This is a genomic window from Thioalkalivibrio sp. ALM2T (genome assembly GCF_000381505.1).
GTDB lineage: Bacteria > Pseudomonadota > Gammaproteobacteria > Ectothiorhodospirales > Ectothiorhodospiraceae > Thioalkalivibrio > Thioalkalivibrio versutus.
Window position 1 is genome coordinate 126,544 of record NZ_KB906560.1, and the last position, 25,355, is coordinate 151,898.

Here is a 25,355-nt window from a genome sequence, read left to right on the forward strand (position 1 = left end):
TTACCGGATACGCCCGATTGATCCTTATCCAGTGCGAAACAGGGGCGTGGGGTGTTGCGCGTGTCGGGTTTCGCGCCAGAACAGGACAATGGCAATACAGATGAAGGCGGGCATCACGATCTCGAGTCCCTCCTCCAGGCTGAGAAACAGGACGTTGGAAAGGGGCAGTTCCACGCCGAAGTCTTCTTTGAGGATGCCGGGAGACCGGTCCAGTGTCTTGGTGATGAACAGCAGGGCGAAGCCCGCGGTTAGCCAGAGTCCCGAGGCGCGGCGCCATCCGCCTTCGAGGATTATGAAGCGGAACACCCGGACCAGCACAAACAAAAGCGCCACGATCAGAACAAGCGCGATCGCGCCGGCCAGTACCTTGGCCCACAGGGGGTCATTGCTGAACTGGTAGTAGTCGTCCTTGAGCATGCTCTCGCCGGTGAACGTCTTGTGCCAGTCGTGTTCTCGGGCCGCAAATCCGGCAAACAGCACGGCAAAGGCCCATGACTGGATATGGCGGCGAGAATGAAGGGCGACCACCAGCACGATGGCAAGGAGCCAGAGCAGGGTGCTGGTGTTCTCGAGCGGCCCGTGTTCCTGCATAAGCTGGGCCGTAGAGCCTTCTCCAAGCAGCCAGGGCATGAGGGCGAGCAGGAGCGTTGCGATGCTGGTAATGGCCAGTATGGCGGCGAGGTGATGGCTCCACCGGTCAGGCAATGGGTGGTTTTGGGTCGCGGTCATTTCGGGTGGTTCTCTTTCAGGCGGGGCATCAGCATGGTGAGGTTGCAGGGCATGGTGCGGTCGTCGAGCTGGGCGCGGATGATGCGATCCCATGCGGTGCGGCAGGCGCCGGTGGAGCCCGGCAGCACGAAGAGATAGGTCCCGTTGGCGACGCCGGACAGGGCGCGCGACTGCAGGCTGGAGGTGCCGATCTCATCGAAGGAGAGCATGCGGAACAGCTCGCCGAAGCCCTCGATGGTCTTGTCCAGCAGGACCGAGGCGGCCTCGGGGGTGCCGTCGCGGCCGGTAATGCCGGTGCCGCCGGTGGTCAGCACCGCGTCGATAGCGGGATCGGCGATCCAGCACGAGAGTTCGGCGCGGATGGCATAGATGTCGTCCTTCACGATCTTGCGCTCGGCCAGCCGGTGACCGGCGCTTTCAAGGCGTTCCACCAGGGCGTCGCCGGAGCGGTCCTCCGCGAGTTCGCGGCTGTCGGAGACGGTGAGCACGGCGATGTTCAGCGGTGTCTTGACGGGCGTGGTTTCCGGCGCGGAATCGGTCATGGCAACGTCCTGTTGGTGTATCGTGGCGTCCATCTTAATGAGTTGCTGGAGTTCCGGGAATGTCGGAGCGGGTACAGAAGGTCCTGGCGGCGCGCGGGCTGGGTTCGCGGCGCGAGATCGAGGGCTGGATCGAGCGCGGCGAGGTGCAGGTGAACAACCGCACCGTGAAGCTGGGCGACCAGGTCGACGAGCACGACGTGATCCGCGTGCGCGGGCGCATCGTGCGGCGCCCGGAGCATCCGCATCGGTGGCTCGTGTATCACAAGCCGGTGGGCGAGATCTGCAGCCGCTCGGACCCCGAGGGGCGGCGGCCGGTGTTTGCCAGCCTGCCGCGGTTGAAGGGGCAGCGCTGGGTGGCCGTGGGACGGCTGGACCTGAATACCTCGGGCCTGTTGCTGTTCACCACCGATGGCGAACTGGCCAACCGGCTGATGCACCCGAGCATGGCCCTGGAACGCGAGTACGCGGTGCGCGTGTTGGGCGAGGTGCCGCCGGCGACCCAGGACATGCTGCGCGAAGGTGTGGAACTGGAGGATGGCGCGGCCCGTTTCGACAGTCTGGAAGAGCAGGGGGGGGAAGGCGCCAATCACTGGTTTCATGTGGTGGTCAGCGAAGGCCGCAACCGGCTGGTGCGCCGCCTGTGGGATGCGGTCGGGGTCACGGTCAGCCGCCTGATCCGGGTGCGCTACGGGCCGGTGGTCCTCGGGCATGGGCTGAAGACCGGTGCGGTGCGGGATCTGGAGACCCGCGAGGTGGCCGGGCTGTACGAGGCGGCGGACCTGCCCGTGCCGGACTCCGTACCCACGCGTGGGCGCGGCGGTCCGCGGCGCGATCCGCGTGGCAAGCCGCGGGACAAACGCCCCGGTAAGACGGAGTCGGTGGGCAAGGCGGCGCCGGCGGGCAAGGCCCGCACCAGCCGGGCGGCGCGCGAGGACGGCTGGAGTTCGTCGCCGCCGAAGAAGCCGGGCAAGTCTTCGTCCCCCGCGGGGCGCGGCGGCTCCCGGGGCGCGAAGCCTGCGGGTGGTCGACCCGGCGGCCGCTCGGGCGGCGGTGGCAAACCGGGCGGTAGCCGTCAGCGGTAGCCCCCGTGCGGATCCCCGAGCTTCTGGATGCCCTGCGCGCGGAGTACGGCGACCTGCAGTGGTGGCCGGCGGAGACTCCGTTCGAGGTGATGGTCGGCGCGGTGCTGACGCAGAACACCAGCTGGACCAACGTCGAGAAGGCGCTGGCCAACTTGCGCGGTATCGACGCGCTGTCGCCGGAGGGCTTGATGGCCCTGAGCCGGGAAGAGTTGGCCGCACACATTCGTCCCAGTGGCTATTTCAACGTGAAGGCGGATCGCTTGCTCCACCTGCTGGCCTTCCTGGAGGCGTCCGGCGGGATCGAGGGTCTGGCGGCGCTGGACACCGACGCGCTGCGCGCGGCGCTGCTGGGGGTCAAGGGTGTCGGGCCGGAGACCGCCGACGATATCGTGCTGTACGCCTTCGAGCGCCCGGTGTTCGTGGTGGATGCCTACACCCGCCGGTTGTTCGAGCGTCTGGACCTGCCGCAGGCACGGGCTCCGTACGATGCGCTGCGCGCGCACGTCGAGGTGGCACTGGGGCCGGATGTGGCGGCGCTGAACGACCTGCACGCGCTGATCGTGGAACATGGCAAGGAGCGCTGCCGGCCGCGTCCGCGCTGTGATGCCTGTCCGGTGCGGCAGCACTGCACCCACGCCGAGGCCTGAAACCCACCGCCCGGCCGGTTGACGCCCGCGGCGGGGCGCCGGAACCTGAGAGGCATGTCCGACTGACCAGGGAGGTCCCATGCGTTACCTGTACACCCTGTTGATTATCGTGTTCGTCGCGGTGGTTGCGATCTTTGCGATCCAGAACCTGCGTCTCGTAACGCTCAACTTCCTCACCCTGTACGTAACCCTGCCACTGGCGCTGCTGATTGTCGGAATCTACCTGCTGGGCCTGGTCTCCGGGGGTGCCCTGGTCGCATTGCTGAAGCGCTGGATACGCGGCGCCAGTCGTTGAGCCGCGTGGTGTCCTTCGGGGCGGCATCCCTCGATGGCTGACATGATCCGCCGCCATCCGCTGGCGGTGATCGTGGTGGCGCAGCTGTTCGGGACGTCACTGTGGTTTTCGGTCAACGGGGTCGGGCTGTCGCTGCAGCAGGCACTGGGGTGGTCGCCCGCCGAGATCGGCTGGCTCACGATAGCCACCCAGCTCGGTTTCATCACCGGGACCCTGGCGGTCGCCGCCACGGGGCTGGCGGATCGCTTTCGCGCCAGTCGTGTGTTCGCCATTTCGGCGCTTTTCGGGGCCGGGCTCAACGCCATCTTCATCCTGCTCGCCGGCGTCTGGGAGCTGGCCCTGCTGACGCGCTTTCTGGTCGGGCTGGCACTGGCCGGGGTCTATCCGCTGGGCATGAAGCTGGTGATCGGCTGGACCCCGCAGTACAAGGGCTGGGCGCTGTCCTGGCTGCTCGGAATGCTGACCCTGGGGACCGCGCTCCCGCATCTGCTGCGTGGCGCCACGCTCGATTTCCCGTGGGCGGTGCCCGTGCTTCTGGCCTCGGGCCTGGCCCTGCTGGCCGCGCTGATGATCCTGCGTCTGGGGGATGGCCCGCATCTGCCGCCACCGGGGCGCACGCCGGGGCTCGGGAAGGGCTTCCATGCCCTGGCACGGTGGGATTTTCGCGCCGTGGCCGGGGGCTACTTCGGGCACTGCTGGGAACTGTATGCGTTCTGGACGCTGGTGCCTCTGCTGGTAGCCCGTGAGCTTGCACGGATGGAGGCCGATGCGGCCCTGATTCCGTGGCTGGCCTTTGGCGTGATCGCGTTGGGTCTGGCGGGCTGTGTCTGGGGCGGTCGCCTGAGTCGGGGCCTGGGAAGCCTGCGTGTGGCGCGGGTGGCACTGGCAACCTCGGGCCTGGCCTGTCTGCTGTACCCGCTGCTTGCGGGGCAGTCGCCCTGGTTGCTGTTCGGCCTCCTGGCGCTGTGGGGGCTCACGGTGATCGCGGACTCGCCCCAGTTCTCCGCGCTGGCCGCGGACAGCGCGCCGGAGGATGCCGTGGGTTCCGCGTTGAGCGTGATGAATGCAATCGGCTTTGCGCTGACCCTGCCGGGCATCTGGCTGACCGGCTGGTTATGGGCGGATGGCGGGGTTTGGGTCCTGTGGTTGTTGCTGCCCGGCCCGTTGCTTGGGCTTTGGGCGCTGGCGCGCCTGTCGGCGCCGCATCGCGCCCGGGAAGCCGTGGATTGATTATAGAGTGCCGGGCTGCGGCGGCCGCGCAGCCCTGCGGGGCGCTCAGTTGCTGTGGGGTGCCGGGTCGGGTGCCGTCAGCAGGGTCTGTGCGCGCTGGAACAGATCGGCGGCGGCATCGGGCTGTTCGCGCAGGGCGCGGCTCCAGTGCGGGAACAGGTTCTGTTCCTCGCGGCCCTCGTGCTTGGCCAGCGCGCCGGAGATCAGGGCGAAGAACGGGGCCACGGCCCAGGCCTCGTCCACGCCTTCGCTGAATTCGTGTTCCAGCATCGCGGTCTGTTCCAGGATCTCGTCGTGCTCGCGCAGCATGATCGAGGTGGGATCCTGGCCGTTCGGGCTGCGGGGCAGGTCCAGCAGGGGGACGATCAGTTCGTTCTCCACCTCCACGTGGCGCCGCAGGCCGTCGACATAGGCGTGGAAATCCGGCGCTGCGCCTTCGAGGTCGCCGGCGTTGATCTTGTGCAGGGCGCTGGCGAACAGGCGGTCGATGCGCAGGTGATCGCGTTCCAGCAGGTCGACCAGGTCTACCGGGGCGACGTCCTCGCGGCGTTGTACCGCGAGCTTCCACAAGGGCGGGCCGTCTTCGAGCACCTGCCAGTGGATGGCCTGACGCAGCTGCAGGCTCACCGCGTCCATCAGCAGCTTCGGTTCTTGATCCAGCCAGACCTCGAAGACCTGACCGCTGCGCAGTTCGCGCAGGGTGTAGTACGCGCGGGTGTGGGCATGCTCGGCCAGGCCGCGGAGGTCGAGTACGAAATCAGCCACGGTCTGCGCCCACGATGCCTCGGCGTGCGGCCATGGCGGCACCGATGGCGCGGCGGTCTTCCGGGCTTAGCAGGTGCTCGGCAAAGGGGAGTACGGCGCGCTCTTCCAGATCGAGGTGGATGCGGTATTGGCGTATCCAGGCGTCGGCCCCGTCGAGGTCCGCCGGCTCGCCCGCGGCGATGCGTTGCAGGGCCGGCTCCAGGCGATCCCAGCCGGCCTCGATCTCGTCGTGCTCGGCGGACAGGCGGTCCAGCCATTCGCACAGTTGCGGGTGACTCTCGGGGTGGCCGCAGTGCTGGCGCAGTACGGGGAACAGGTCCTGGTCCTCGTCCGCGTGGTGGTTGGGCGCTGCCTCGTGAAAGTAGTTCAGGACCCGTTGCGCGGCGCCGCGTGCCTCTTCGTCGGCGCCTTTGTCGGCCAAATGGGCGGGCAGGCGCTCGAGGATGTCCAGAGAGTTGAGGATTCGGCGATGGCACGCCCGCAGCAACTCGATGGGCTGCTGGAATCCGGGAACACTTTCGTGGAGTTGCGCGCGCATCGGGTATCGGACCTTCGCATGGTGGTCAAGAAGCAGGCGACTTTCGCCGAAGCGCTCGCGCCTCGTCTTGATCTCGATCAATGTAAATTGAATATAGCTTAAAGTATGCTGTGCGAAACTTGGCCTGGAGCTTTTGATGCACCCTCGGAACCGGATGTTCATCCTCGCGGCCCTCGCCTATGCCCTGCTGGGCGGGCTGCTCGGCATCCTCTGGCTGGCCCATCCCGGCCTGATCCCCGGCAATGTGCCGCGCATCCACGGCCACCTGATGCTACTGGGGTTCGTGACCATGATGATCTATGGCGTGGGCCTGCATGTGTTGCCGCGTTTTTCCGGACGTTCGCTGTTCTCCGAGCGCCTGGGCCATGTGCAGTTCCTGTTGGCCAATCTCGGGCTCCTGGTGATGATCGCGGGCTGGCTGGTCTTTCATAACCCGACCGTCGCGGTCGGCGGGGCGATGGCCTGGGGGGCGATGATCCTGTTCGCACTGAACATTGCACTCACCGTGCGTCACTACGGTCCGAAGGGGGCGTAATGAGTCATACGGAATACAACGGCTGCGAGCTGCCGGACGACCTGTTCTATGACCTCGATTATGTCTGGGTCCGTCCGGAGGACGACGGCACCTTTACCCTCGGGATTACCGATCCCGCCCAGACTATGGCGGGGCGGGTGCAGTACTTCCGCTTTCGCAAGCCGGGTTCGCACCGCGCCGCGGGCAAGCCGGTGGCGCGGCTGGAGTCCGGCAAGTGGGCGGGGGGCATCCCTACGCCGTTCGACGGCACCATTGAGCGCATCAATCCGGCCGTGGAGGCCGATCCGGGGCTGGTGAACGTGGCCCCCTATACCGATGCCTGGGTCGTGGTGATGCGCCCGGACGATCCGGAAGCGGCGCTGGAGCGGCTACATACCGGGGCCGAGGCGATTGCCGGTCTGAAACAATGGGTCGATCGCTACGACATTCACTGCATGCGCTGCGCGGACTAAGGGCGGGATCATGAAGGTAGAGCTGCTGGTATCCGAGTGGTGTGCCTCCTGCCACGATGCCGAGCGCATCTGGCGCGAGGTGGCGGAAAACAAACAGATCGACTTCGCGGTGGTCGACATGGGCCAGCCCGAAGGGCGCGAACTGGCGACCCGGCTGCGCATCCGGTCGATCCCGGCCGTGGTGGTGGATGGCGAGCTCAAGCACATTGGGCTGCTGGATCGCACCGCCGCGACCGCACTGGTGGCGGAGGCCCCGGAACGCACACAGAAGGCCGCGCGCCATGTCGGGCTGGGGTTGTCGGCCTCCAGCCGGGCCTCGGTGCTGGGCGCGATGATCTGGCTGCTGATCACGGGTGCCGCGTTGCCACTGGGCGGGTTCTTCCTCGAGGGTGCGGCGCGTCCGGCCGCGCTGCATGGCTTTACCCTGGGTTTTCTTCTGTTGCTGATCATGGGGCTTGGCGAGCACATGCTGCCGCGCTTTACTGGCCACCCGATCGCCAGTGGCTGGCTGTGGGCCTGGACGCCGCAGGTCCTGGTGCATCTGGCCGTGCTGGGCATGGGGCTCGGCTGGATCCTGGGCGTTGCGATGTTGACGGCGGTGGGTGCGGTGGCGGCGCTGGTCGGGCTGGTCCTGTTCACCCTTCGGGTGGTCCCGCTGCTGGTACGTTCGTCGTTGTGACCCGGGCGCGAGCTAGACTTGTGGTTCACGCAGCCAACGGAGTCCTCTTGTGAGTCTTTTCGAGAAGCGTATTCGCGAGCTGGAACAAAGCCTGCCGCATCTGGAACCAGGGGAGGTGGCGCGCTGGCTCGAGGAAGGGAAACCGTTTCTGCTGGTGGATGTGCGCCAGCCCGAGGAGGCGGCCGCGGGGACGATCGAGGGTGCGATCAACATCCCGCGGCCCAAGCTAGAGGCCGGTATCGAGTCTCATATGGCGGATGCGGACCAGCCCGTCGTGGTGTTCTGTGGCGGTCGCGGCCGGTCCCAGCTCGTGGCCGACAGCCTGCGCACGATGGGTATCAATGCGCATGTGCTGCGCGGGGGCTACGCGGCGTGGCGGGAGACTTGGCCTCGGTGAGGCCGCAAGGCAAAGGCTAGGGAGACGCTGATTCATTCGCACGTCTGCGCTCGATCGATTTTGCTCGCTGACAAGGCGCGGTGCGCAGCGCCGTAGTCACCCTACGGTCAAGCGCCGCAACGCAGGATCGGGGAAAATGGGGCACCAACGCGGACGTGCGAATGAATCAGCGTCTCCCTGGGCGCGGCTCCGGCTTACGAGCACTGTGATGGGCGCTATGGCTTTTTTGCCGGGTCTTGGCTAGTCTCCTGAGTAAGTTTCCCGGTTTCCGGAAATTCCCTGAATATTCTTGCCTGGCGCGTCTCCCCGGAGGCGCGTTCTGCATTCTGGAGTAAGTAAATTGAACAAGCCGAAGATCATCGTCTCCGCCACGGACATGGAGCGCCTGGACAAGCTGCTGGAGTCGCTTCCGGATGGCAGTTTTCCCGGCAAGGCCGATCTCGAGTCCGAGCTGGATCGCGCGGATGTCGTGGATTCGCACGATGTCCCGGGTTCGGTGGTGACGATGAACTCGAAGGTCCGGTTCCGGGTGATCGAGTCCGGCGACGAGTTCTCGATGACACTGGTGTACCCACGTGATGTGGACGAGAGTGGCGGCACGCTGTCGATCCTGGCGCCGGTGGGCAGTGCGCTGCTGGGCCTGTCCGAGGGCGACGAGATCGAGTGGCCGCGCCCGGGCGGGGGGCAGATGCACGTGCGCATCGAAGAGGTCGAGTACCAGCCGGAGCGCGCGGGCGAATACCACCGCTGACGCGACATCCCCCCCTCAGCCCCAGTAACCCTGGCGATACCACTGGGCGCTGCGCAGGCAGCGGTACAGCCAGAGCCGGCGGCCCTGACGGTCGCGGCTGCAAGCGTAGTCGCGGCGCGCGTCCTGGCCGTGATCCCACCAGCCGTCTTCCAGTCGTCCCAGCCATTGGGGCTGGTTGGGGGGCGCGGCGGGCTCGGGGCCCTGTAGCCAGAGGGCCGTTCCGCAGGCCCGTTGGCCCGGGGTTGGAGCGGTGGGGGCCGGAGTGGTGGCGAGATCGTGTCGCGGCCGCTGGGCATCCTCCGGTCTCGGTGTGCGGCGGTTGATCAGACGGGCGACGGCCTGCTCGCCCAGCCGGGCGCGCAGGCGAGCCAGCACGGCAGGTAGCTGATCGGCCGGTGGTCTGCTTGCCGGGTCTGCGGCGAGCAGACTGTCGCCCCGGGCCGGTGGGTCCAGCAAGCGGGGTGCCTGCAGGCGCAGGCCGATCACCGCCGCCGGCAGGGTCTCGCGATCCAGCCGGGTCTGCCACAGGGGTAGCCACTCGTCGGTGCGAATGCCCGGCTGCCCGCGCTCCAGTGAGATGCGGGTACACGCCTCGCGGTGGGCCAGTTCCAGTGTCATCCCCTGCAGGCTGCGGTTCAGGCCGCGCAACTGCGCCTCGGCCTGGCGCAGCAGCCGCTTGAGCGGGAAGGCCAGGGTCGCCGTGATGTGGATCTCGTGCTCCAGCCGCAGGGACAGATCCAGCACCGGGGGTGGCGCAAAGCGGGGCAGGGTCTCCGCGCGCCGCGCCAGCAGGCGGTCCAGCAGGTCCAGTAACTCCGGTCCGTGGCGTCGGGCCAGTTCGGGGCGCGACAGGCGCAGCAGATCGCCCAATTGGCGGAGGCCCACGGCGCGCAGGCCCTCGCGGGTCGCGGCGGCCAGCGGCAGGGCCTCCAGCGGAACCGGGGACAGGATGCGGCGCAGGGCCTCGGGGTCTTCCGCGATCGCGGGGTTGCGCAGACGGGCCAGCAGGCGCGCGGCGGCGGGGCTGCGGGCCAGGCCAATACGGGGATGGAAGCCCAGTTCGGTCAGGGTGTCCCGCGCTTGGTCGCGCAGGGCCTCGAGGCCGCCGAACAGGCGGCGGCTGCGCCCGACCTCCACCAGGATGCGCTGTGCCTCCGGCTCCGGGTGCACGTGGTCGGAGAATCGCAGCAATACGCCGGCCAGCATCTCCAGTTGGGCCTGCAGGGTGTCCGGGGCATGCTCGACCAGTTCCGGGGTATCCAGCACTGCCAGGGCATCCCCCAGCGCCATGCCGGGACGGGCACCCGCCTGGCGGGCGGCGCGGTTGGCGGCGTGCACCCGGGGGGCAGGGTCGGATTCCACCACCAGCAGGGGACGCTGCAGCCGCCCGGGGTCCGGCTCCGTCCGGGCCAGCGCGTCCAGCGCAAGGTGCGGCAGGTCGATTGCCATCCAGTGTTCCTGCCGCGGCCGGGCGTCGCGGGTGGCGGTATGCGTCTCCGGTGGCCGGGGTGCGGTGGCGGGCAGGGCTGCGGCCGGAAGCAGGCTCAGTTGTTGTCGAACCGGCTCCGGGTGTGTGGCCGCACGCGAGGGACGGGCAGGCTGGCCCATCTCAGGCCTCCGGTGGTTCGGGAACCTGCAGGGGGTGGCCGGAGCGGGCCCAGTGGCCGGCCCCCTTCAGGCAGTGCAGTTCCAGGCCGGAGGCCGCGGGCTGCCAGCGCAGGCGCTGGTGGGCCGGCGAAGGCTGTGCCGCGGCGCCCGGCGGCCGATACAGGATCGCGCAGGCCCGGCTCTCGCTGGCAGCCAGACGCAACCGGCGCAGCAGGGCCGTCTCCACGGGGTCGCGCAGCCAGGCGAGCAGGACGCCGAACGCCGGGTCGCGCAGGCACTGCTCGCCGGCCCACAGGGTGTCGCGATCATGCTCGGTATGGATCAGCAGCACCCGCTCCGGCGGGATGCCGAGGGTCTGCCAGCCGGGTAGCCAGGGTGTGGCCGGCGGTGCGATCAGCGCGATCCAGTAGCCGTCGCGGCCGCAGGCGGCGAGCATGGGGACCAGCAGCCGGGTCTCGCCACAGCCGAACGGGGCGCCCAGCAGTTCGATCAGCTGGCCGCGCGGCCAGCCGCCGCCCAGGGCCCGGTCCAGTTCCGCATGGCCGCTGGGCCAGACCGGGGCATTCGGGGCCGGGGCGGCACTGCGCCCGCGCCAGAGCGCCGGGTGGTCGAGCAGGGTATCCAGCGCGCTCATGGCTTAGGGAACACTGGTTCATGTACACGCTCGCGCTCGCGTCGCTTTTGCGTGCGAACAAGGCGCGGTGACTGCCGTGAAGTCATTCTGCACAAGGGAGCCGCAACGCTGTGCGTACGCCCGTTTTCATCAACAACGGGCGGTCGAGCCCCTGCCTTCAATCGTTTGTGGGGTTGGCACCCCAGGTTCCCCGATCCTGCGTTGTGCCCCGAAGACATCAAAAACGGGCGGGTGGAACCACTACCCGCTGCACGACGCGCCTTGTCTCGGAAAAAAACCTGGGGTGCCAACGCGAGTGTGTACATGAGTCGGTGTTTCCCTAGGCCTGCGGGTCGAGATCGCGCAGCACGCCGACGCCGATCCCCTCGATGGCCAGTTCCTGGCGTTCGAGGTCGATCTCGATGGGGGCGAAGTCGGGGTTCTCCGGGAGCAGGCGCACCTTTGGGCCGTCCTGCGCGAAGCGCTTGACGGTGACCTCGTCCTCGATGCGGGCGACCACGATCTGGCCGGGCCGGGCCTCCGGGGTCTGGCGCACGGCCAGCAGGTCGCCGTCGAGGATGCCGGCGTCGCGCATGCTCTCGCCGTGTACGCGCAGGAGATAGTCCGGGCGGGCGCGGAACAGGGCGTCGTCGACCCGGTAGTGGCGCTCGATATGCTCGGTGGCAAGGATCGGCGAGCCGGCGGCGACGCGCCCGACCAGCGGGAGTTCGGCCGGTGCGCCACGGGCGGCGCCCGGCAGGCGGATGCCGCGGGAGGTGCCGCCCAGCAGTTCGATCGCGCCTTTCTTCTCCAGGGCTTTCAGATGGCACTCGGCCGCGTAGGGCGAGCGGAAGCCGAAGGCCCGGGCGATCTCGCTGCGGGTCGGTGCCGTGCCCTGGGTGGCGACGGTCTCGCTAATGTAGTCGAAGATGGCTTGCTGGCGTGCAGTGAGCGACACGGGGCACCCTCCATTTACTGTCTATATATACAGTACAGGGGTGGTTGGCGCGAGGACAAGAGCGGCGCATCCATCCGGAGTGCGTGTTTGCTCCTGACGGCCGGTTTGTTCCACCACGAAGTGCGCGAAGAAGATCAGGGGCGGTTGCGCCACAGAGAATTACGGAGAAAACCCAAGGAGGTGTCGCGGCCTGGACGCAGGATGCTGTTGAGCGAAGCGAAACGCATCGATCCGGGAACCTGGCCACCTTGGGATGGCTACACGATGCGATTCGCTCTGCTCATCACATCCTACCGGCCGTTGCCTTTCTTCGTGCCTTCGTGCGCTTCGTGGTCCATCCGTCCTGGGTCTTGAGGTGGTATTCAGGTGGGGGTGTAGTCCAGTGGCAGGGCAGTACGGTCGACCACGCGGCGCAGCACGAAGCTGGAATGGACGCTGTCCACGCCCTCCAGTCGGGTGATGCGGCGCAGCAGGAATTCCTGGTAGGCATCCATGTCGGGGACGACCACCTGCAGCATGTAGTCCGCCGACTGGCCGGTGATCAGGTAGCAGTGCTGGACCTCGGGGTAGCTCGCCACGGTCTCCTCGAAGTGGGCGAAGCGCTCCGGGGTGTGGCGGTCCATGCCGATATGGATCAGGGCGGTCAGCTCCAGCCCCAGGCTGCGCCGATCCAGCAGGGCTACGCGGCTCAACAGGACGCCGGCCTGTTCCAGCGCACGCACCCGACGCAGGCAGGGGGAGGGGCTGAGCCCCACGCGATCGGCCAGGGCCTGATTGGACAGGCTCGCATCCTCCTGCAGGATCTCGAGGATGCGGCGGTCATAGCGGTCGAGTCGGTGTGGTTCGGGTTTCATGGTTAAATATTGCTCTAATGTGGCTTTATTGCGCAAGGATAGTGCGCAACTATTGCGTTCTTAGGGAAAAACGCAAGGTTATGCCGGGGACAATGCGTTAGGATAATGCACAGATAGAAATCCGGAGCGCGGCACCCGACCCCACAGCGAGGCTGCGCCCCTCACAGGAGACGAACACGATGGCCTTCGATCACACCAAGTACGCCCCGTTCCCGCCGATCGACAAGTCCGATCGCCGCTGGCCGGCGCAGCAGACCACTGTCGCCCCGCGTTTCTGCGCGGTGGATCTGCGCGACGGCAACCAGGCGCTGGTGCACCCGATGAGCGTGGAGCAGAAGATGCGCTTCTTCGAGGTGCTGGTGGGGGTCGGTCTGACCGAGATCGAGATCGGCTTCCCGTCCGCCTCGCAGATCGACTACGACTTTACCCGCCGCCTGATCGAGGAGGACCGCATCCCCGAGGGCGTTTACATCCAGGTTCTGACCCAGGCGCGCGAGGACCTGATCCAGAAGACCTTCGCGGCGCTGGAGGGCGCCCCGCGCGCGGTGGTGCACGTGTACAACTCCACCAACCCGGCGCAGCGCGAGCAGGTCTTCCGCATGGATCGCGACGGCGTGCGCGGCATTGCCGAGAACGGCGCGCGCTGGGTGCGGGATTACGCGGCGAAGTACCCGCAGACCGACTGGATCTTCCAGTACTCGCCGGAGAGCTTCTCCACCACCGAGCTGGACTTCGCGGTCGAGGTGGTTGATGCGGTGAATGCGATCTGGCGCCCGGACCAGGGTCAGAAGGTGGTGATCAACCTGCCGGCCACGGTCGAGTCCGCCACGCCGAACGTCTTTGCCGACCAGGTCGAGTGGTTCTGCGACCACGTGCAGTACCGCGAGCATTTCTGCGTGTCGCTGCATACGCACAACGACCGGGGCACTGGCGTGGCCGCGGCCGAGCTGGGGCTACTGGCCGGGGCCGACCGCCTGGAGGGCACGCTGTTCGGCAATGGTGAGCGCACCGGCAACATGGACCTGGTCACCGTCGGCATGAACCTGTACTCGCAGGGCATTGACCCGACCATTGACCTGTCCGACATGGAACGGCTGATGGACGTGTACAAGGAGTGCACCGACATGCCCATCAACCCGCGCCACCCGTGGGCGGGCGAGCTGGTCTACACCGCTTTCTCCGGCAGTCACCAGGACGCGATTCGCAAGGGCCTGGCGCATTACAAGGAGCGGGGCGGCCACTGGAACGTGCCCTACCTGCCGATCGACCCGAGCGATCTGGGCCGGCGTTACGAGGAGGTCGTGCGCATCAACAGCCAGTCCGGCAAGGGTGGGGTCACGCATGTGCTGGAGCGCGACTACGGCATCGAATTGCCGCGCTGGCTGGCGATCGAGTTCGCCCGCATCGTGCAGAAGGATGCCGAGACTTCGCAGATCGAGGTCTCCTCGAAGCGCATCCACGAGCTGTTCGAAAAGCACTACCTGACGCCGGTTACCGGCTGGGATCTGGTGCGTTACGAGATCGAGAAGGACGGTCCTGTGGTGCGGCTGGATGCGACCATGGGCCCGCCCGGGCGTGAATCCCGCCTGCGCGGCGAGGGCCACGGCGCGGTGGCGGCGCTGACCTCCGCCATGGAGGCCGAGCGTGGCGTGCAGGTGAAGGTCACCCACTTCGACGAGCACGCGATGGAGTCCGGCACCGAGGCGCGCGCCATGGCCGCCGTGGATGTGCAGGTCGATGGCGAACGCTCCGTGGGCGTCGCCCTGGGCGAGGACACCACGGCCGCCACGCTGCAGGCTGTGCTCAACGCCACGGGCCGCCGCCTGGGTGAACGCGCTGCCGAACCGGCTGCCGTCAACGCCTGATTCCGGCGGGGCCCCTGCCAGTCTGCGGGCTACCGTAGGGTGCGTTGAGCAAAGCGAAACGCACCGTTCACCCAGGCGTCTGGGTCGCGATGCGATTCGCTGCGCTCATCGGCATCCTACGGATGGGTTTGATGTCGGAGACGTCAGAATCGACGAACGGTCATCCCCATCGATGAAGCCGCGTCCGCGAGGACGTTGTCTGCGGTGGCGATTACTGGAATCTCATGGTGACGCGCGGTTGCGATGTGCAGTGCGTCCAGTGTCCGCAATGGGTGTTCGGGATAGCGGGTGATCAGGTTGGTCGCTTCGTCGAACAGTGAGTCGTCGAAGGGATAGAGTTGTAACGAGGTGCTGAAAATGTCGTCCTGGAAGGTGGCGAAGATAATCGTTTCCAACTCCTGCGATAGGTCTCCCATGCGTCGGCGTCGTGCGAGCAGGGACCGCAGTTCGGTCGCTACCAGGCGGCTGATGATCGCGACGTCGACGCGCTGCAGATAGTCGACGAAGGCCTCGGATCCCGGTTCGTTCAAGTACCACTTGGCCAGGGCACTGGTGTCGAGGTAGCTCCGTTCATCCGCGCTCGTCACGCTCTTCCTTCAGGAGGGTTTCCGAAGGAACCAGTGGTCCGGTTCGCTGGCGAAGTTCGTGGTGGTCGGGGCGCTGGCGCCCGCGACGAACGGGCAGGACCCGTGCAATGGGCTTTCCGTGACGGGTGATGGTGATTTCCCCGGACGCCTGGACGATTTCGTCCAGGCGTCCAATGGAGGCTCGCATCTCGCGGACGTTAAGCTCTTTCATGGTGTCACCCTCAAATGCGCTTCACATGTCGATATTGAAGCACGCCGCCGTGTGTTCGGCAATGACAAGGCCGAGTTGGTCGCAAAGGCGTCTACCGTACGCGCTTCTCCAGCATGGTCTGCATGCGGGTCAGGCGTTCCTGGAGTTTGAGGGTTTCCTGCTGTATCTCGTGGATCTCCGCGTGCAGGGCCTGGTTCTCTTCGTGCACGCTGTCGTGGATCATCTGCTGCTCGATCTCCATCGAGCGGTCGTGCATGCGCTGCATGGCGTCCACGATGATGGCGATGAATAGGTTCAGCACGGTGAAGGTGGCGATCAGGATGAAGGGCACGAAGAACGCCCAGGCCCAGGGGTAGACCTCCATCACCGGGCGTGCGATGTCCTCGGACCAGCCCTCCAGCGTCATCACCTGGAACAGGCTGTACATGGTGGCTCCGAGCGTGCCGAACTTCTGCGGGAAGGATTCACCAAACAGGCCGGTAGCGATGATCGCGAACACGTAGAAGATCAGCACCAGCAATCCCATGATGGAGATGATGCCGGGGATTGCCCGCAGCAGCGCCTCCACGATGAAGCGCAGCTTCGGCACCATGGAGACCAGGCGCAACAGACGCAGCACGCGCAGCACGGAGAATGGCCCCGAGGCCGGGATCAGTGCGATCCCCACCACGAAGAAATCGAACACGTTCCACGGGTTGCGCCAGAACCGCAGGCGGTAGACGAACAGCTTGGCCAGCACCTCGGCGGTGAAGATCGACAGGATGATGGCGTCCGCACTCAGGATCACCGGGCCCATCCAGCCCATCACGGTGTCCGAGGTCTCGAGCCCCAGGGTGAGGGCGTTCAGCAGGATCAGGCCAATGATGAAGCGCTGGGTCAGCCGGGCCTCGATAAAGTGTTCCAGGCGTGCGCGCAGCGTGGGGGTTTCGCTCATGGTGTCGAAGATCGTTGGAGTCCTTGGGGACGCGCAAGAGTAGGGTAAAGCCGGGGTTCCGGCAATCGCGCGAGCGCAAGCAGGCGCCACGTCAGGAGTGCCTGGCAGACAGCACGAACGGACAGATTCCCGGGAACGGAAGGAGAGCACGGATGTGGGATGAACGTTACGCCGAGGACGACTACGTCTACGGCACTGAACCGAATGATTTTCTGCGCGCGGCAGTGGCCAACGTGCCGCGCGGGCGCGCCCTGTGCCTGGCCGAGGGGGAGGGCCGCAACGCGGTGTTCCTGGCGCAGCAGGGGTTCGAGGTGCTGGCGGTGGACAGCTCCGCGGTCGGCCTGCAGAAGGCCCAGCGCCTGGCCGAGGACCGGGGGGTGCAGATCGAGACCCTGGTGGCGGATCTCGCCGACTACGCCATCGAGCCGGACTCCTGGGATCTGATCGTATCGATCTTTTGCCATTTGCCAGCGGACGTTCGGCACCGCCTGCACACCGAGGTGGTCGCGGGCCTGCGCCCGGGCGGGGTGTTCATCCTCGAGGCCTATACGCCGGCGCAACTCGAATGGGGCACGGGAGGTCCGCCCACTGCGGAGTTGATGATGACGCGGGAGGCGCTGACCGAGGAGCTGGACGGGCTGGAGTTCGAAGAGGCCGTGGAACGCGAACGCGACGTGATCGAGGGGCGTTTCCACACCGGGCGCGGCGCGGTGGTGCAGGTCCTGGCGCACAAGCCGCGGCAGGACTGGGGCTAGACTCGGGCGTGCCCGTACTCAGAAGTTGCCGCGCTCGGTTCAGGCGGGTGCGGGCGGGACGGCGACACCGGCCTCGCGCAACCAGTTTCCCAGGGTGATCAGTGGTAGCCCCACCAGGGCGGTTGGGTCGTCGCCGCTCATGCGCGCGAACAGGCTGATGCCCAGCCCCTCGGACTTGAAGCTGCCGGCACAGTCCAGCGGCTGGTCCAGTGCAACGTAGCGCCGGATCTCCTCGGGGCTCAACTCGCGGAAGGTCACGGTGAACGGGACCTGGCCCGTTCGGGCCTTCCCGGTGGCCGTGTCCAGCAGGCACAGGCCGGTGTGGAACGTAACCGTTTCCCCGGACAGCGCCGCGAGTTGCGCCTCGGCGCGGACGCTGTCGCCGGGCTTGCCGAGGACCTGCCCGGCGTGGCTGGCGTTCTGGTCGGAGCCGATGACCAGATGGTCGGGATAGACATCGGCGACCGCCCGGGCCTTGGCCTCGGCCAGGCGTGCCACCATCGCCTCGGGCAATTCATGCGCCAGAGGGGTCTCGTCCACCGCCGGGCGCGCGGTCTCGAATGGCAGATGCAGCCGCTCCAGCAGTTCGGCGCGATAGCGCGAGGTGGAGGCGAGGACCAGTCTTCGTGCGGTATCAGCCATCGTTGCCGTCGATCTCGATCAGGGCGTCGTCCGGATTGGCGGCAGCGCCCTTGGTGACATTCACGGCGGTGATCGTGCCGGATACGGGAGCGGCGATTTCCGATTCCATCTTCATCGCTTCCAGCACCAGCACTGGCTGCCCGGCTTCGACCTTGTCACCCTCGGCCACCAGCACGTCGATGATGGTGCCGGGCATGGAGGTGGTGACGTCGCCCGGCCGGGTCGCGCGGCGCGACTTCTTGCCTCCGCTGCCCCCGCGGCTGCGTTCGGCGCCGCCGTTGCCGGCGGTCTCGATGCTGTCCAGGGTCTCGATCTGGACCTCTTCCGGCATTCCGTCGACCGTCACGTACATCGGGCGGGTGTCCTCCCGGTGATGGCCGGAGCCATTGACCTGGATGTGGTAGGTCTCGCCGTGGAAGGTGACGTTGAACTCCACCGGGGCCGGGCAGCCGGCCTGGGTGTTCTCCGGCAGGTTGAGCGGTTCCGGGCTGAGCGTGCCGTCGCGGCGCTGCTCCAGAAATTGCCGTCCTACTTCGGGGAACAGGGCGAAGGTCAGGACATCCTCCGGGCCCCCGGCGAGGTCTCCGATCTCGTCAGTCAGGGTGGCCATCTCCGGTTTCAGCAGGTCGGCCGGGCGGCAATCGATGACATCGGCATTGCCGATGGCCTGTTGCCGTACGACGCTGTTGATCGGGCCGGGCGCCCGGCCGTAGTGCCCGGTCAGGTATTGCTTCACCTCGTTGGTGATGGTCTTGTAGCGCTCCCCGGCGAGGACGTTCATCACCGCCTGGGTGCCGACGATCTGCGAGGTGGGGGTGACCAGCGGCGGGTAGCCCAGGTCCTCGCGGACCCGTGGGATCTCTTCCAGCACCGCATCAAAGTGATCCAGCGCGTTCTGGTCACGCAGCTGGTTCGCCAGGTTGGAGATCATCCCGCCGGGTACCTGGTTGATCTGCACGCGGGTGTCGACGCCAGTGTACTCGCTCTCGAAGCGCTGGTACTTCTTGCGCACCTCGTGGAAGTACAGCCCGATCTTCTGCAGTGCGACCAGATCCAGGCCGGTGTCGTGCTCGGTACCGACGAGGGCGGCGACCAGGCTCTCCGTTGGTGGGTGGCTGGTGCCCCCGGCGAACGCCGAGATCGCGGTCTCGATATGGCGGCAGCCGGCTTCGATGGCCTGCCAGTGGCACAGCTCGGACAGCCCCGATGTGGCGTGGGCGTGCAGGTGGATCGGCACGTCCAGGGCATCCACCAGCTCGGTGACCAGCTCGTGGGTGGCGCTGGGGGTGAGCAGCCCGGCCATGTCCTTGATCGCGATGCTTTGCGCGCCCATCGCGACCAGCTCTCGGCCCAGGGCGACGAATTCGGCGGATGAATGCACCGGGCCGGTGGTGTAGCAGAGCGTGCCCTGGGCATGGCCGCCGGCCTCGCGGGTTGCCTCGATCGCGGTGCGCAGGTTTCGCGCGTCGTTCATCGCGTCGAAGATGCGGATGATGTCGATGCCACCGGCCACCGAGCGCTCGACAAAGGCGCGCACCACGTCGTCGGCGTAGTGGCGATAGCCGAGCAGGTTCTGCCCGCGCAGCAGCATCTGCAGCGGGGTGTTCGGCAGCGCGGCCTTCAGCTGGTGCAGCCGCTCCCAGGGGTCCTCCTTGAGAAACCGCATGCAGGCATCGAAGGTGGCACCGCCCCAGACCTCCAGCGAGTGAAAGCCGATGGCGTCCATCTGCTCGCAGATCGGCAGCATGTCCTCGGTGCGCATGCGCGTGGCGATCAGGCTCTGATGGCCGTCGCGCAGGGTGACATCGGTGATGTGAACTCGATCCATGGTCAGTCCGGTGGCCGGGGTTATAACCCGTGGTGGGCGGCGAGGGCTGCGGCAACGGCCACCGCCAGCTGGCGATCCGAGCGCTTGCCGGGGAAGTGCGTCAGCTCCGGGTGGGCCGCGACGAACCCGGTATCGAAGTGCCCGCTGCGGAAGGTCGGGTGGTCAACGATGGCCAGGTGGAACGGGATGGTGGTCTTGACCCCGAACACGCCCATGTCCCGCAGCGCACGATTGGCGCGGGCCAGCAGGTCGTCCCATTCCAGGGCCCAGCAGGTCAGCTTGGCGCACATCGAGTCGTAATGCGGCGGGATAGTGTAGCCGGTGTAGATGGCCCCGTCGGTGCGCACGCCCGGGCCGCCCGGAGCGAAGTAGCGGGTGATGCGGCCGAAGCTCGGCAGGAAGTCGTTCTTCGGGTCTTCCGCGTTGATGCGGAACTCCATCGCATAGCCGCGACGGGTGATCTGGGATTGTTCGTAGCGCAGCGGCTCGCCGGCGGCGATGCGCAGCTGTTCCTGCACGATGTCGACCCCGGTGATCATCTCGGTAACTGGATGTTCTACCTGAAGCCTTGTGTTCATCTCCATGAAATAAAACGAATCATCCGTGTCCATCAGGAACTCAACGGTGCCGGCGTTCTGGTAGCCGACGGCGAGCGCGGCGCGCACCGCCAACTCTCCCAGATACTGGCGCTGCGCCTCGTCCAGCTGTGGCGAGGGGGCGATCTCCACCAGCTTCTGGTGGCGGCGCTGCACCGAGCAGTCGCGTTCGAACAGGTGGATCGCATGGCCGTGGGTATCGCCGAGGATCTGCACCTCGATGTGTCGCGGGTTGACCACGGCCTTCTCGAGGAAGATCTCGGTGCTGCCGAAGGCGCGGGTGGCTTCGGAGCGCACGCGCTCGAAGTTGTGCTCCAGAGCGGCGGCATCCTCGCACAGGCGAATACCGCGTCCGCCGCCGCCATTGGTGGCCTTGAGCATTACCGGGTAGCCGATGCGCTCGGCCACCTCCAGCGCCGCGGTGACGCCCTCCAGGTTGCCCTCCGAGCCGGGTGTGACCGGTACGCCGGCCTCGATCATCGCCCGGCGCGCGGCCACCTTGTCGCCCATGCGGCGGATCACCGCGGCATCCGGGCCGACCCAGATCAGATTGCGGGCGGCGCAGGCCGCGGCAAAGTCGGGGTTTTCGGAGAGGAAGCCGTAGCCCGGGTGCACCGCGTCACAGCCGGCGGCGCGCGCGACGCTGATCAGGCGATGGATGCTGAGATAGCCGCCCATGGAGTCCGGGCCGATGGCGTAGGCCTCGTCGGCCTTCTTCACGTGCAGGGCGTGGCGGTCGGCATCGGTATAGACCGCGACCGAGATGATCCCCAGTTCGCTGCATGCCCGGATCAGGCGCACGGCGATTTCGCCCCGGTTGGCAATGAGCAGCTTGCGAATCAAACGGAAGGCCCCGGGCAGGTCGATGACAACCCGAGTATCGACGTCGTTTGGGGCGGCTGCAAGTTTCTGTTTCGCTTTGACAGATCGCCCTCGCGCGCGTATATTCCGCGCCCTTGCAACCGAGCCGTTTATGAGTCGCATCCCCGTTTCTCTTGACCCGTGGCAACCGCGTGCGCGGCACCTGGAATTCGAGGGTGACCTGCGTGCGGAAGAGCTGCCGCGGTTACGTGCCGATGCCCTGCCGGGACACCCGTTGCGGGTGCACGCGCAATTCCAGCTGGAACGCGGGGCGCTGGACGAGATACGGCTGAGCGGGACGATTACCGGCGAGCTGTGGCAGACCTGCCAGCGTTGCCTGCAGCCGATGGCATGGGAATTCCGCCTCGAACCGGATGCTGTGCTGCTGCCGCCGGAAGGCACTCCGGCCGGCATGAGCGAGGGCGATGACTTTGTTGCTCTCGAGGCGGATGGCCTGTTGCGCCCCGCCGCATGGGTCGAGGAAGAGATCCTGTTGGCGTGGCCACTGGTGCCGCGCCATGCGGACTGCGAACCCGCCGCCGGGGCCGAATTCGAGGAAGGCGAGGGTGCCGAGAATCCGTTCGCGGTGCTCGAACAACTCAAGAAGGGCGGCCCGGACCGGGGCGGCTCATGACGTGAGCGCCGGCCGGGGCATTGTCCGGGCCGAACCGTTATACTTGCGCCCGATTTGATACCGGGCTCACTCCCGTCGCCACGGGATTTTGATCAATCTGGAGATGCATCATGGCTGTTCAGCAACGCCGCAAGACTCGTTCCAAGCGCGATATGCGCCGCTCCCACGACAGTCTGACGGGCGCTACTCTGTCGACCGACCCGACCACCGGCGAGATCCATCGTCGTCACCACATGACTCCGGATGGCTTCTACCGCGGTCGTCAGGTGATCCAGCAGGCCGTCGAAGTCGACGAAGACGAAGATTAAGGTCCAGGGAATGACCGTCCCGGGGCCACGGCTGCGTTTGCGCCGTGGCCTTTCCGCGTTTGAATACGGCCGCTGTGCGGTCGTCCGTCGGGCCCGAGCATGACTGCCAGTTTTACCATCGCACTGGACGTGATGGGCGGCGACCACGGTGCGTCCGTCATCCTTCCGGCTGCGCGCCGTTCACTGAAAGTCGCAGACGATTTCCGCCTGCTGCTGGTCGGTGACCAGGAGACCATCGAGTCCGGGGTGTCCGGCTGGTCCGCGAGCGAACGCGAGCGGGTCGAGATGGTGCATGCCAGCCAGGTGGTCGGCATGGACGAGCTGCCGGCCGTGGCCCTGCGTACCAAGCGCGACTCCTCCATGCGGGTCGCCATTGACCAGGTGAAGAACGGGGCGGCCCAGGCCTGCGTCTCCGCCGGCAATACGGGTGGTCTGATGGCCACCGCGCGGTACGTCCTGAAGACCCTCCCCGGTATCGATCGCCCGGCCATCGCCACGGCCCTGCCGTCGATGAACGGGCATACCCACATGCTTGACCTGGGCGCCAATGTGGATGTCGAGGCCGCGCATCTGTATCAGTTCGCGGTGATGGGATCGGTGCTGGCGAATGCCGTGGACGGCCTGGAGGCCCCGCGGGTCGGCCTGCTGAACATCGGCTCCGAGGCGATCAAGGGCAATGACCGCGTGCGCGAGGCCGGCCGCATGCTGGAAGAATCCAGCCTCAACTACATCGGCTTCGTCGAGGGGAACGATGTCTACTGTGGCGATGTGGACGTGGTGGTCTGTGACGGCTTTGTCGGCAACGTCGCGCTGAAGATCAGCGAAGGCGTGGCCAAGATGATCTCCTCCAAAATGAAGGCGGAGTTCGATGCATCGGTGTTTTCTCGATTGTCCGGCCTGTTCGCACTGCCGGTACTGCGCCGGATCCGTCATCGGTTCGACCACCGCCGCTATAACGGTGCTTCGCTGCTGGGCCTGCAGGGCGTGGTGATCAAGAGCCACGGCAGTGCCGACGAGCTGGCCTTCGAGCACGCGATCCGCATTGCCCGCATCGAGGCCGAGGCGAATATCTCGAATCGGATCGACAAGCAGCTTGGCCAGCTCCTGGGCCAGGAGACAAGCGAGTGAAGCATGCACGCATCAGCGGGACCGGGAGCTACCTGCCCGAGCGCATCCTGACCAACGCCGAGCTGGAGGCGATGGTCGATACCTCGGATGCCTGGATCCGCGACCGCACTGGAATCCGCGAGCGGCATATCGTCGCCGAGAACGAGGTGACCTCGGATCTCGCGCTGAAGGCCGCCGAGCGCGCAATGGACGCCGCCGGCATCCGCGCCGCCGACCTCGACCTGATCCTGGTCGCAACCACCACCCCCGATCAGATCTTCCCCAGCACTGCGTGCATCCTGCAGGCCAAGCTGGGTGTGGGGGGCTGCCCGGCCTTCGATATCCAGGCGGTGTGCAGTGGGTTCGTATACGCCCTGGCCACTGCCGACCGCTTCATGCAGAGCGACGAGATCCGGCACGTGCTGGTCGTGGGGGCGGAGACGCTCTCGCGCATTACCGACTACACCGACCGCGGCAACTGCATCCTGTGGGGCGACGGTGCGGGTGCCGTGATCCTGTCGCGTTCGCCGGACCCGGGCATCATCTCCACGCACCTGCATGCCGACGGCCACCACAAGAGCCTGCTGGAGGTTCCGGGTGGCGTGTCGCAGCCGGACACCAACCCGGATCTCGACTTCATTCGCATGGAAGGCCGAGCCGTCTTCCGCGTGGCAGTGAATACCCTGGACCAGATCGTCGACGAGACCCTCGAGTACAACGGGATCGACAAATCCGAGCTGGACTGGCTGGTGCCGCACCAGGCGAACATCCGCATCATCCAGGCGACCGCGAAAAAACTGAACATGTCCATGGACAACGTCGTGGTCACGGTGGATCGCCACGGCAACACCTCCGCCGCCTCCATCCCGTTGGCGCTGGACACCGCCGTGCGCGACGGCCGCATCAAGAAGGGCGACCTGATCCTGACCGAGGCCTTTGGCGGCGGATTCACTTGGGGCTCCGCGCTCATCCGGATGTAACCGGGGTCCGTGGCGATTGCCGGGAGCTCCCGGCGTCCTGGGGAAACACAAGGAGCATTCGGCATGGGCCGCGAGATCGAACGCAAATTCCTGCTGGCCAGTGATGCCTGGCGCGAGCGCATCGTGCGTTCGCAGCGCATGCGGCAGGGCTACCTGTGCGGCAACGACCGTGCCTCCATCCGCGTGCGGGTGGACGAGGCGGGCGCCAACCTCAATATCAAGAGCGCGACCCTCGGCGTGGAACGCGACGAATACCAGTACGACATCCCCGTCGACGAGGCCCACCGCCTGCTGGACACGCTGGCCGGACCGCAGGTCGAAAAGACCCGCCACTGGGTGGATGTCGAAGGCTGGGAATACGAGGTCGACGTGTTCGAGGGCGCCAATGCCGGCCTGATCGTCGCCGAGCTGGAGTTACCGAGCAGTGACGCCGAATTCCCGCGTCCGGACTGGCTGGGCGAGGAGGTCTCGCACGATCCGCGCTACTACAACACCGAACTCGCCCGGAATCCCTATCGCGAGTGGCCGGATGCCTCCTAGCGAGATTTTCGCGGCGGACTGCCGCGCCTGCCCGCGGCTAGCGGGCTTTCTGGAGGACGTGCGGGCGAAACACCCCGAGTATCACGCCGCGCCCGTGCCGTCCTTCGGCCCGCTGGATGCACGGCTGCTGATCGTTGGCCTGGCACCCGGTATGCACGGGGCCAACGCCACCGGGCGCCCGTTCACCGGCGACTATGCCGGTGTGCTCCTGTATCAGACCCTGCACGAACACGGCTTCGCCAGTGCACCGGAGAGCGTGCGCGCGGACGACGGACTGGAACTGTTCGACTGCCGCATCACCAACGCGGTCAAGTGCCTGCCGCCACAGAACAAGCCGACTACGGAAGAGATCCGCACCTGCAACGGGTTTCTGGCCGCCGAGATGACGGCCATGCAGCCACGGGTGATCCTGGCACTGGGCAAGATCGCCCACGACGCCATCCTGCGCGCGAAGGGCCTGCCGCTGTCCAGTCTGCGCTTCGCCCACGGCGCCGAACACGAGCTGGACGCACACACCCGTCTGATCGACTCCTACCACTGCTCGCGCTACAACACTCAAACCCGCCGCCTGACCCCCGCCATGTTCGACGAACTCTTCACCCGCATTCGCACCTACCTCGGGTAGGGAGTACGCGAGCAGGGGCTCCAATCTCCCCGTCATTGCGAGGCGCCACGGGGACCGCGGCCATTGACTGGAGCGGTGAGCCGTATGGGGGCAGCGTTCGGAGATGACTCGCTTGGCTCGCCCTTCAGGCCGGCCTGCGGCCGTTCAACGCGCTTTGCGCTTTGGTGCCGCGGCCCCTTCGGGGCCTCGCAAGGACGGACTGAGGGC

The 25,355-nt window shown here is 66.8% G+C and carries 31 protein-coding genes; 17 read left to right on the forward strand and 14 right to left on the reverse strand.

Going from position 1 to position 25,355, the window contains the following annotated elements; translation table 11 throughout:
• Positions 1 to 24: 24 nt before the first annotated feature.
• Both F816_RS14090 and moaB read right to left on the reverse strand, forming a co-directional pair.
• Positions 25 to 729 carry a hypothetical protein gene (locus tag F816_RS14090; RefSeq protein WP_155998540.1) on the reverse strand — a complete coding sequence of 235 codons (705 nt, stop codon included), beginning with the start codon at positions 727 to 729 and terminating at the stop codon, positions 25 to 27.
• On the reverse strand, positions 726 to 1,271 hold the full coding sequence (moaB, locus tag F816_RS0107500) for a molybdenum cofactor biosynthesis protein B (protein ID WP_019594220.1): 546 nt from the start codon (positions 1,269 to 1,271) through the stop codon (positions 726 to 728). The genes F816_RS14090 and moaB overlap by 4 nt, the downstream gene beginning before the upstream one ends.
• A gap of 59 nt (positions 1,272 to 1,330) precedes the next feature.
• On the opposite strand from moaB, the gene rluB reads away from it, so the two are divergent.
• The 4 genes from rluB to F816_RS0107520 all read left to right on the forward strand — a co-directional run bounded on the left by rluB (position 1,331) and on the right by F816_RS0107520 (position 4,525).
• On the forward strand, positions 1,331 to 2,353 hold the full coding sequence (rluB, locus tag F816_RS0107505) for a 23S rRNA pseudouridine(2605) synthase RluB (RefSeq protein ID WP_019594221.1): 1,023 nt from the start codon (positions 1,331 to 1,333) through the stop codon (positions 2,351 to 2,353).
• Positions 2,354 to 2,358: 5 nt separating this feature from the next.
• Complete coding sequence (locus tag F816_RS0107510; protein WP_019594222.1) at positions 2,359 to 3,000, forward strand: endonuclease III domain-containing protein; 642 nt, start codon at positions 2,359 to 2,361, stop codon at positions 2,998 to 3,000.
• A gap of 79 nt (positions 3,001 to 3,079) precedes the next feature.
• On the forward strand, positions 3,080 to 3,295 hold the full coding sequence (locus tag F816_RS0107515) for a lipopolysaccharide assembly protein LapA domain-containing protein (RefSeq protein ID WP_018144183.1): 216 nt from the start codon (positions 3,080 to 3,082) through the stop codon (positions 3,293 to 3,295).
• Positions 3,296 to 3,337: 42 nt separating this feature from the next.
• On the forward strand, positions 3,338 to 4,525 hold the full coding sequence (locus F816_RS0107520) for a nitrate/nitrite transporter (protein WP_019594223.1): 1,188 nt from the start codon (positions 3,338 to 3,340) through the stop codon (positions 4,523 to 4,525).
• 45 nt (positions 4,526 to 4,570) lie between these two features.
• On the opposite strand, the gene F816_RS0107525 is transcribed toward F816_RS0107520, so the two are convergent.
• Together F816_RS0107525 and F816_RS0107530 are read right to left on the reverse strand one after the other, a co-directional pair.
• Entirely contained in the window at positions 4,571 to 5,290 is a 720-nt protein-coding gene (locus tag F816_RS0107525; RefSeq protein ID WP_026333191.1) for a hemerythrin domain-containing protein, read from the reverse strand.
• On the reverse strand, positions 5,283 to 5,909 hold the full coding sequence (locus F816_RS0107530; RefSeq protein WP_019594225.1) for a hemerythrin domain-containing protein: 627 nt from the start codon (positions 5,907 to 5,909) through the stop codon (positions 5,283 to 5,285). Before F816_RS0107530 ends, F816_RS0107525 begins: the two co-directional genes overlap by 8 nt.
• 55 nt (positions 5,910 to 5,964) lie before the next feature.
• On the opposite strand from F816_RS0107530, the gene F816_RS0107535 reads away from it, so the two are divergent.
• The 5 genes from F816_RS0107535 to rnk all read left to right on the forward strand — a co-directional run bounded on the left by F816_RS0107535 (position 5,965) and on the right by rnk (position 8,642).
• Positions 5,965 to 6,363 (forward strand): hypothetical protein, encoded by a 399-nt coding sequence (locus tag F816_RS0107535; RefSeq protein WP_026182008.1) that lies wholly within the window; start codon positions 5,965 to 5,967, stop codon positions 6,361 to 6,363.
• Positions 6,363 to 6,815, forward strand: a complete 453-nt coding sequence (locus F816_RS0107540) for a glycine cleavage system protein H (RefSeq protein ID WP_018144178.1) — start codon at positions 6,363 to 6,365, stop codon at positions 6,813 to 6,815. The genes F816_RS0107535 and F816_RS0107540 overlap by 1 nt, the downstream gene beginning before the upstream one ends.
• 10 nt (positions 6,816 to 6,825) lie before the next feature.
• Entirely contained in the window at positions 6,826 to 7,494 is a 669-nt protein-coding gene (locus F816_RS0107545; protein ID WP_019594226.1) for a thioredoxin family protein, read from the forward strand.
• 49 nt (positions 7,495 to 7,543) lie between these two features.
• Positions 7,544 to 7,891 carry a rhodanese-like domain-containing protein gene (locus tag F816_RS0107550; protein ID WP_019594227.1) on the forward strand — a complete coding sequence of 116 codons (348 nt, stop codon included), beginning with the start codon at positions 7,544 to 7,546 and terminating at the stop codon, positions 7,889 to 7,891.
• A 340-nt stretch (positions 7,892 to 8,231) separates the two neighbouring features.
• Positions 8,232 to 8,642 carry a nucleoside diphosphate kinase regulator gene (rnk, locus tag F816_RS0107555; RefSeq protein ID WP_019594228.1) on the forward strand — a complete coding sequence of 137 codons (411 nt, stop codon included), beginning with the start codon at positions 8,232 to 8,234 and terminating at the stop codon, positions 8,640 to 8,642.
• Between the two features lie 15 nt (positions 8,643 to 8,657).
• Here the strand turns inward: rnk and F816_RS0107560 are convergent, their stop codons facing one another.
• The 4 genes from F816_RS0107560 to F816_RS0107575 form a co-directional block, all read right to left on the reverse strand.
• On the reverse strand, positions 8,658 to 10,091 hold the full coding sequence (locus F816_RS0107560) for a DNA polymerase Y family protein (RefSeq protein ID WP_019594229.1): 1,434 nt from the start codon (positions 10,089 to 10,091) through the stop codon (positions 8,658 to 8,660).
• 160 nt (positions 10,092 to 10,251) lie between these two features.
• Positions 10,252 to 10,884 carry a translesion DNA synthesis-associated protein ImuA gene (gene imuA / locus F816_RS0107565; RefSeq protein ID WP_019594230.1) on the reverse strand — a complete coding sequence of 211 codons (633 nt, stop codon included), beginning with the start codon at positions 10,882 to 10,884 and terminating at the stop codon, positions 10,252 to 10,254.
• Between the two features lie 319 nt (positions 10,885 to 11,203).
• The gene (gene lexA, locus F816_RS0107570; RefSeq protein WP_019594231.1) at positions 11,204 to 11,821 is read right to left on the reverse strand and encodes a transcriptional repressor LexA; all 618 of its coding nucleotides are present in this window, start codon (positions 11,819 to 11,821) and stop codon (positions 11,204 to 11,206) included.
• A gap of 362 nt (positions 11,822 to 12,183) precedes the next feature.
• Positions 12,184 to 12,675, reverse strand: a complete 492-nt coding sequence (locus F816_RS0107575; protein ID WP_018144171.1) for an Lrp/AsnC family transcriptional regulator — start codon at positions 12,673 to 12,675, stop codon at positions 12,184 to 12,186.
• A gap of 179 nt (positions 12,676 to 12,854) precedes the next feature.
• Between F816_RS0107575 and F816_RS0107580 the strand changes: the two genes are divergently transcribed.
• Positions 12,855 to 14,540 carry a 2-isopropylmalate synthase gene (locus F816_RS0107580; protein ID WP_019594232.1) on the forward strand — a complete coding sequence of 562 codons (1,686 nt, stop codon included), beginning with the start codon at positions 12,855 to 12,857 and terminating at the stop codon, positions 14,538 to 14,540.
• A 143-nt stretch (positions 14,541 to 14,683) separates the two neighbouring features.
• On the opposite strand, the gene F816_RS0107585 is transcribed toward F816_RS0107580, so the two are convergent.
• The 3 genes from F816_RS0107585 to F816_RS0107595 form a co-directional block, all read right to left on the reverse strand.
• Positions 14,684 to 15,127, reverse strand: a complete 444-nt coding sequence (locus F816_RS0107585) for a type II toxin-antitoxin system VapC family toxin (RefSeq protein ID WP_019594233.1) — start codon at positions 15,125 to 15,127, stop codon at positions 14,684 to 14,686.
• Complete coding sequence (locus tag F816_RS0107590; protein ID WP_026333192.1) at positions 15,111 to 15,338, reverse strand: type II toxin-antitoxin system Phd/YefM family antitoxin; 228 nt, start codon at positions 15,336 to 15,338, stop codon at positions 15,111 to 15,113. The genes F816_RS0107585 and F816_RS0107590 overlap by 17 nt, the downstream gene beginning before the upstream one ends.
• Before the next feature lie 91 nt (positions 15,339 to 15,429).
• Complete coding sequence (locus tag F816_RS0107595; protein WP_019594235.1) at positions 15,430 to 16,272, reverse strand: ion transporter; 843 nt, start codon at positions 16,270 to 16,272, stop codon at positions 15,430 to 15,432.
• Between the two features lie 152 nt (positions 16,273 to 16,424).
• On the opposite strand from F816_RS0107595, the gene F816_RS0107600 reads away from it, so the two are divergent.
• Positions 16,425 to 17,027 (forward strand): bifunctional 2-polyprenyl-6-hydroxyphenol methylase/3-demethylubiquinol 3-O-methyltransferase UbiG, encoded by a 603-nt coding sequence (locus F816_RS0107600; RefSeq protein WP_019594236.1) that lies wholly within the window; start codon positions 16,425 to 16,427, stop codon positions 17,025 to 17,027.
• A gap of 39 nt (positions 17,028 to 17,066) precedes the next feature.
• Here the strand turns inward: F816_RS0107600 and F816_RS0107605 are convergent, their stop codons facing one another.
• Genes F816_RS0107605 through F816_RS0107615 form a run of 3 tightly spaced genes read right to left on the reverse strand, consistent with a single transcriptional unit; the run spans position 17,067 to position 20,936 of the window.
• The gene (locus tag F816_RS0107605) at positions 17,067 to 17,669 is read right to left on the reverse strand and encodes a nucleoside triphosphate pyrophosphatase (RefSeq protein ID WP_019594237.1); all 603 of its coding nucleotides are present in this window, start codon (positions 17,667 to 17,669) and stop codon (positions 17,067 to 17,069) included.
• A complete protein-coding gene (gene oadA / locus F816_RS0107610; RefSeq protein WP_019594238.1) occupies positions 17,662 to 19,497 on the reverse strand; it encodes a sodium-extruding oxaloacetate decarboxylase subunit alpha in 1,836 nt (611 codons plus the stop codon). The genes F816_RS0107605 and oadA overlap by 8 nt, the downstream gene beginning before the upstream one ends.
• A 20-nt stretch (positions 19,498 to 19,517) precedes the next feature.
• Positions 19,518 to 20,936, reverse strand: coding sequence for an acetyl-CoA carboxylase biotin carboxylase subunit (locus F816_RS0107615; RefSeq protein WP_019594239.1), 1,419 nt, complete (start codon positions 20,934 to 20,936; stop codon positions 19,518 to 19,520).
• Positions 20,937 to 21,066: 130 nt separating this feature from the next.
• Here F816_RS0107615 and F816_RS0107620 point away from each other — a divergent pair, with 130 nt between their 5' ends.
• The 6 genes from F816_RS0107620 (at position 21,067) to F816_RS0107645 (ending at position 25,148) form a co-directional block, all read left to right on the forward strand.
• Positions 21,067 to 21,588, forward strand: coding sequence for a DUF177 domain-containing protein (locus tag F816_RS0107620; protein ID WP_018175778.1), 522 nt, complete (start codon positions 21,067 to 21,069; stop codon positions 21,586 to 21,588).
• A gap of 110 nt (positions 21,589 to 21,698) precedes the next feature.
• Entirely contained in the window at positions 21,699 to 21,896 is a 198-nt protein-coding gene (gene rpmF, locus F816_RS0107625; RefSeq protein ID WP_018144163.1) for a 50S ribosomal protein L32, read from the forward strand.
• A gap of 99 nt (positions 21,897 to 21,995) precedes the next feature.
• Entirely contained in the window at positions 21,996 to 23,024 is a 1,029-nt protein-coding gene (gene plsX / locus F816_RS0107630) for a phosphate acyltransferase PlsX (RefSeq protein ID WP_019594240.1), read from the forward strand.
• Positions 23,021 to 23,983, forward strand: coding sequence for a beta-ketoacyl-ACP synthase III (locus tag F816_RS0107635; protein WP_019594241.1), 963 nt, complete (start codon positions 23,021 to 23,023; stop codon positions 23,981 to 23,983). Before plsX ends, F816_RS0107635 begins: the two co-directional genes overlap by 4 nt.
• Positions 23,984 to 24,046: 63 nt before the next feature.
• Complete coding sequence (locus F816_RS0107640; protein ID WP_019594242.1) at positions 24,047 to 24,523, forward strand: CYTH domain-containing protein; 477 nt, start codon at positions 24,047 to 24,049, stop codon at positions 24,521 to 24,523.
• On the forward strand, positions 24,513 to 25,148 hold the full coding sequence (locus F816_RS0107645; RefSeq protein ID WP_019594243.1) for a uracil-DNA glycosylase: 636 nt from the start codon (positions 24,513 to 24,515) through the stop codon (positions 25,146 to 25,148). Before F816_RS0107640 ends, F816_RS0107645 begins: the two co-directional genes overlap by 11 nt.
• Positions 25,149 to 25,355: the final 207 nt, after the last annotated feature.

Bases quoted from the DNA above. Each gene is read 5' to 3' on its own strand.
- rluB (WP_019594221.1), top strand. From the start codon at position 1,331: ATGTCGGAGCGGGTACAGAAGGTCCTGGCGGCGCGCGGGCTGGGTTCG.
- F816_RS14090 (WP_155998540.1), bottom strand. From the start codon at position 729: ATGACCGCGACCCAAAACCACCCATTGCCTGACCGGTGGAGCCATCAC.
- F816_RS0107640 (WP_019594242.1), top strand. From the start codon at position 24,047: ATGGGCCGCGAGATCGAACGCAAATTCCTGCTGGCCAGTGATGCCTGG.
- F816_RS0107545 (WP_019594226.1), top strand. From the start codon at position 6,826: ATGAAGGTAGAGCTGCTGGTATCCGAGTGGTGTGCCTCCTGCCACGAT.
- F816_RS0107590 (WP_026333192.1), bottom strand. From the start codon at position 15,338: ATGAAAGAGCTTAACGTCCGCGAGATGCGAGCCTCCATTGGACGCCTG.
- moaB (WP_019594220.1), bottom strand. From the start codon at position 1,271: ATGACCGATTCCGCGCCGGAAACCACGCCCGTCAAGACACCGCTGAAC.
- rpmF (WP_018144163.1), top strand. From the start codon at position 21,699: ATGGCTGTTCAGCAACGCCGCAAGACTCGTTCCAAGCGCGATATGCGC.
- F816_RS0107580 (WP_019594232.1), top strand. From the start codon at position 12,855: ATGGCCTTCGATCACACCAAGTACGCCCCGTTCCCGCCGATCGACAAG.
- F816_RS0107645 (WP_019594243.1), top strand. From the start codon at position 24,513: ATGCCTCCTAGCGAGATTTTCGCGGCGGACTGCCGCGCCTGCCCGCGG.
- F816_RS0107605 (WP_019594237.1), bottom strand. From the start codon at position 17,669: ATGGCTGATACCGCACGAAGACTGGTCCTCGCCTCCACCTCGCGCTAT.
- F816_RS0107620 (WP_018175778.1), top strand. From the start codon at position 21,067: ATGAGTCGCATCCCCGTTTCTCTTGACCCGTGGCAACCGCGTGCGCGG.
- oadA (WP_019594238.1), bottom strand. From the start codon at position 19,497: ATGGATCGAGTTCACATCACCGATGTCACCCTGCGCGACGGCCATCAG.
- F816_RS0107595 (WP_019594235.1), bottom strand. From the start codon at position 16,272: ATGAGCGAAACCCCCACGCTGCGCGCACGCCTGGAACACTTTATCGAG.
- F816_RS0107520 (WP_019594223.1), top strand. From the start codon at position 3,338: ATGATCCGCCGCCATCCGCTGGCGGTGATCGTGGTGGCGCAGCTGTTC.
- F816_RS0107540 (WP_018144178.1), top strand. From the start codon at position 6,363: ATGAGTCATACGGAATACAACGGCTGCGAGCTGCCGGACGACCTGTTC.
- F816_RS0107535 (WP_026182008.1), top strand. From the start codon at position 5,965: ATGCACCCTCGGAACCGGATGTTCATCCTCGCGGCCCTCGCCTATGCC.
- imuA (WP_019594230.1), bottom strand. From the start codon at position 10,884: ATGAGCGCGCTGGATACCCTGCTCGACCACCCGGCGCTCTGGCGCGGG.
- F816_RS0107600 (WP_019594236.1), top strand. From the start codon at position 16,425: ATGTGGGATGAACGTTACGCCGAGGACGACTACGTCTACGGCACTGAA.
- F816_RS0107575 (WP_018144171.1), bottom strand. From the start codon at position 12,675: ATGAAACCCGAACCACACCGACTCGACCGCTATGACCGCCGCATCCTC.
- F816_RS0107560 (WP_019594229.1), bottom strand. From the start codon at position 10,091: ATGGCAATCGACCTGCCGCACCTTGCGCTGGACGCGCTGGCCCGGACG.
- F816_RS0107515 (WP_018144183.1), top strand. From the start codon at position 3,080: ATGCGTTACCTGTACACCCTGTTGATTATCGTGTTCGTCGCGGTGGTT.
- plsX (WP_019594240.1), top strand. From the start codon at position 21,996: ATGACTGCCAGTTTTACCATCGCACTGGACGTGATGGGCGGCGACCAC.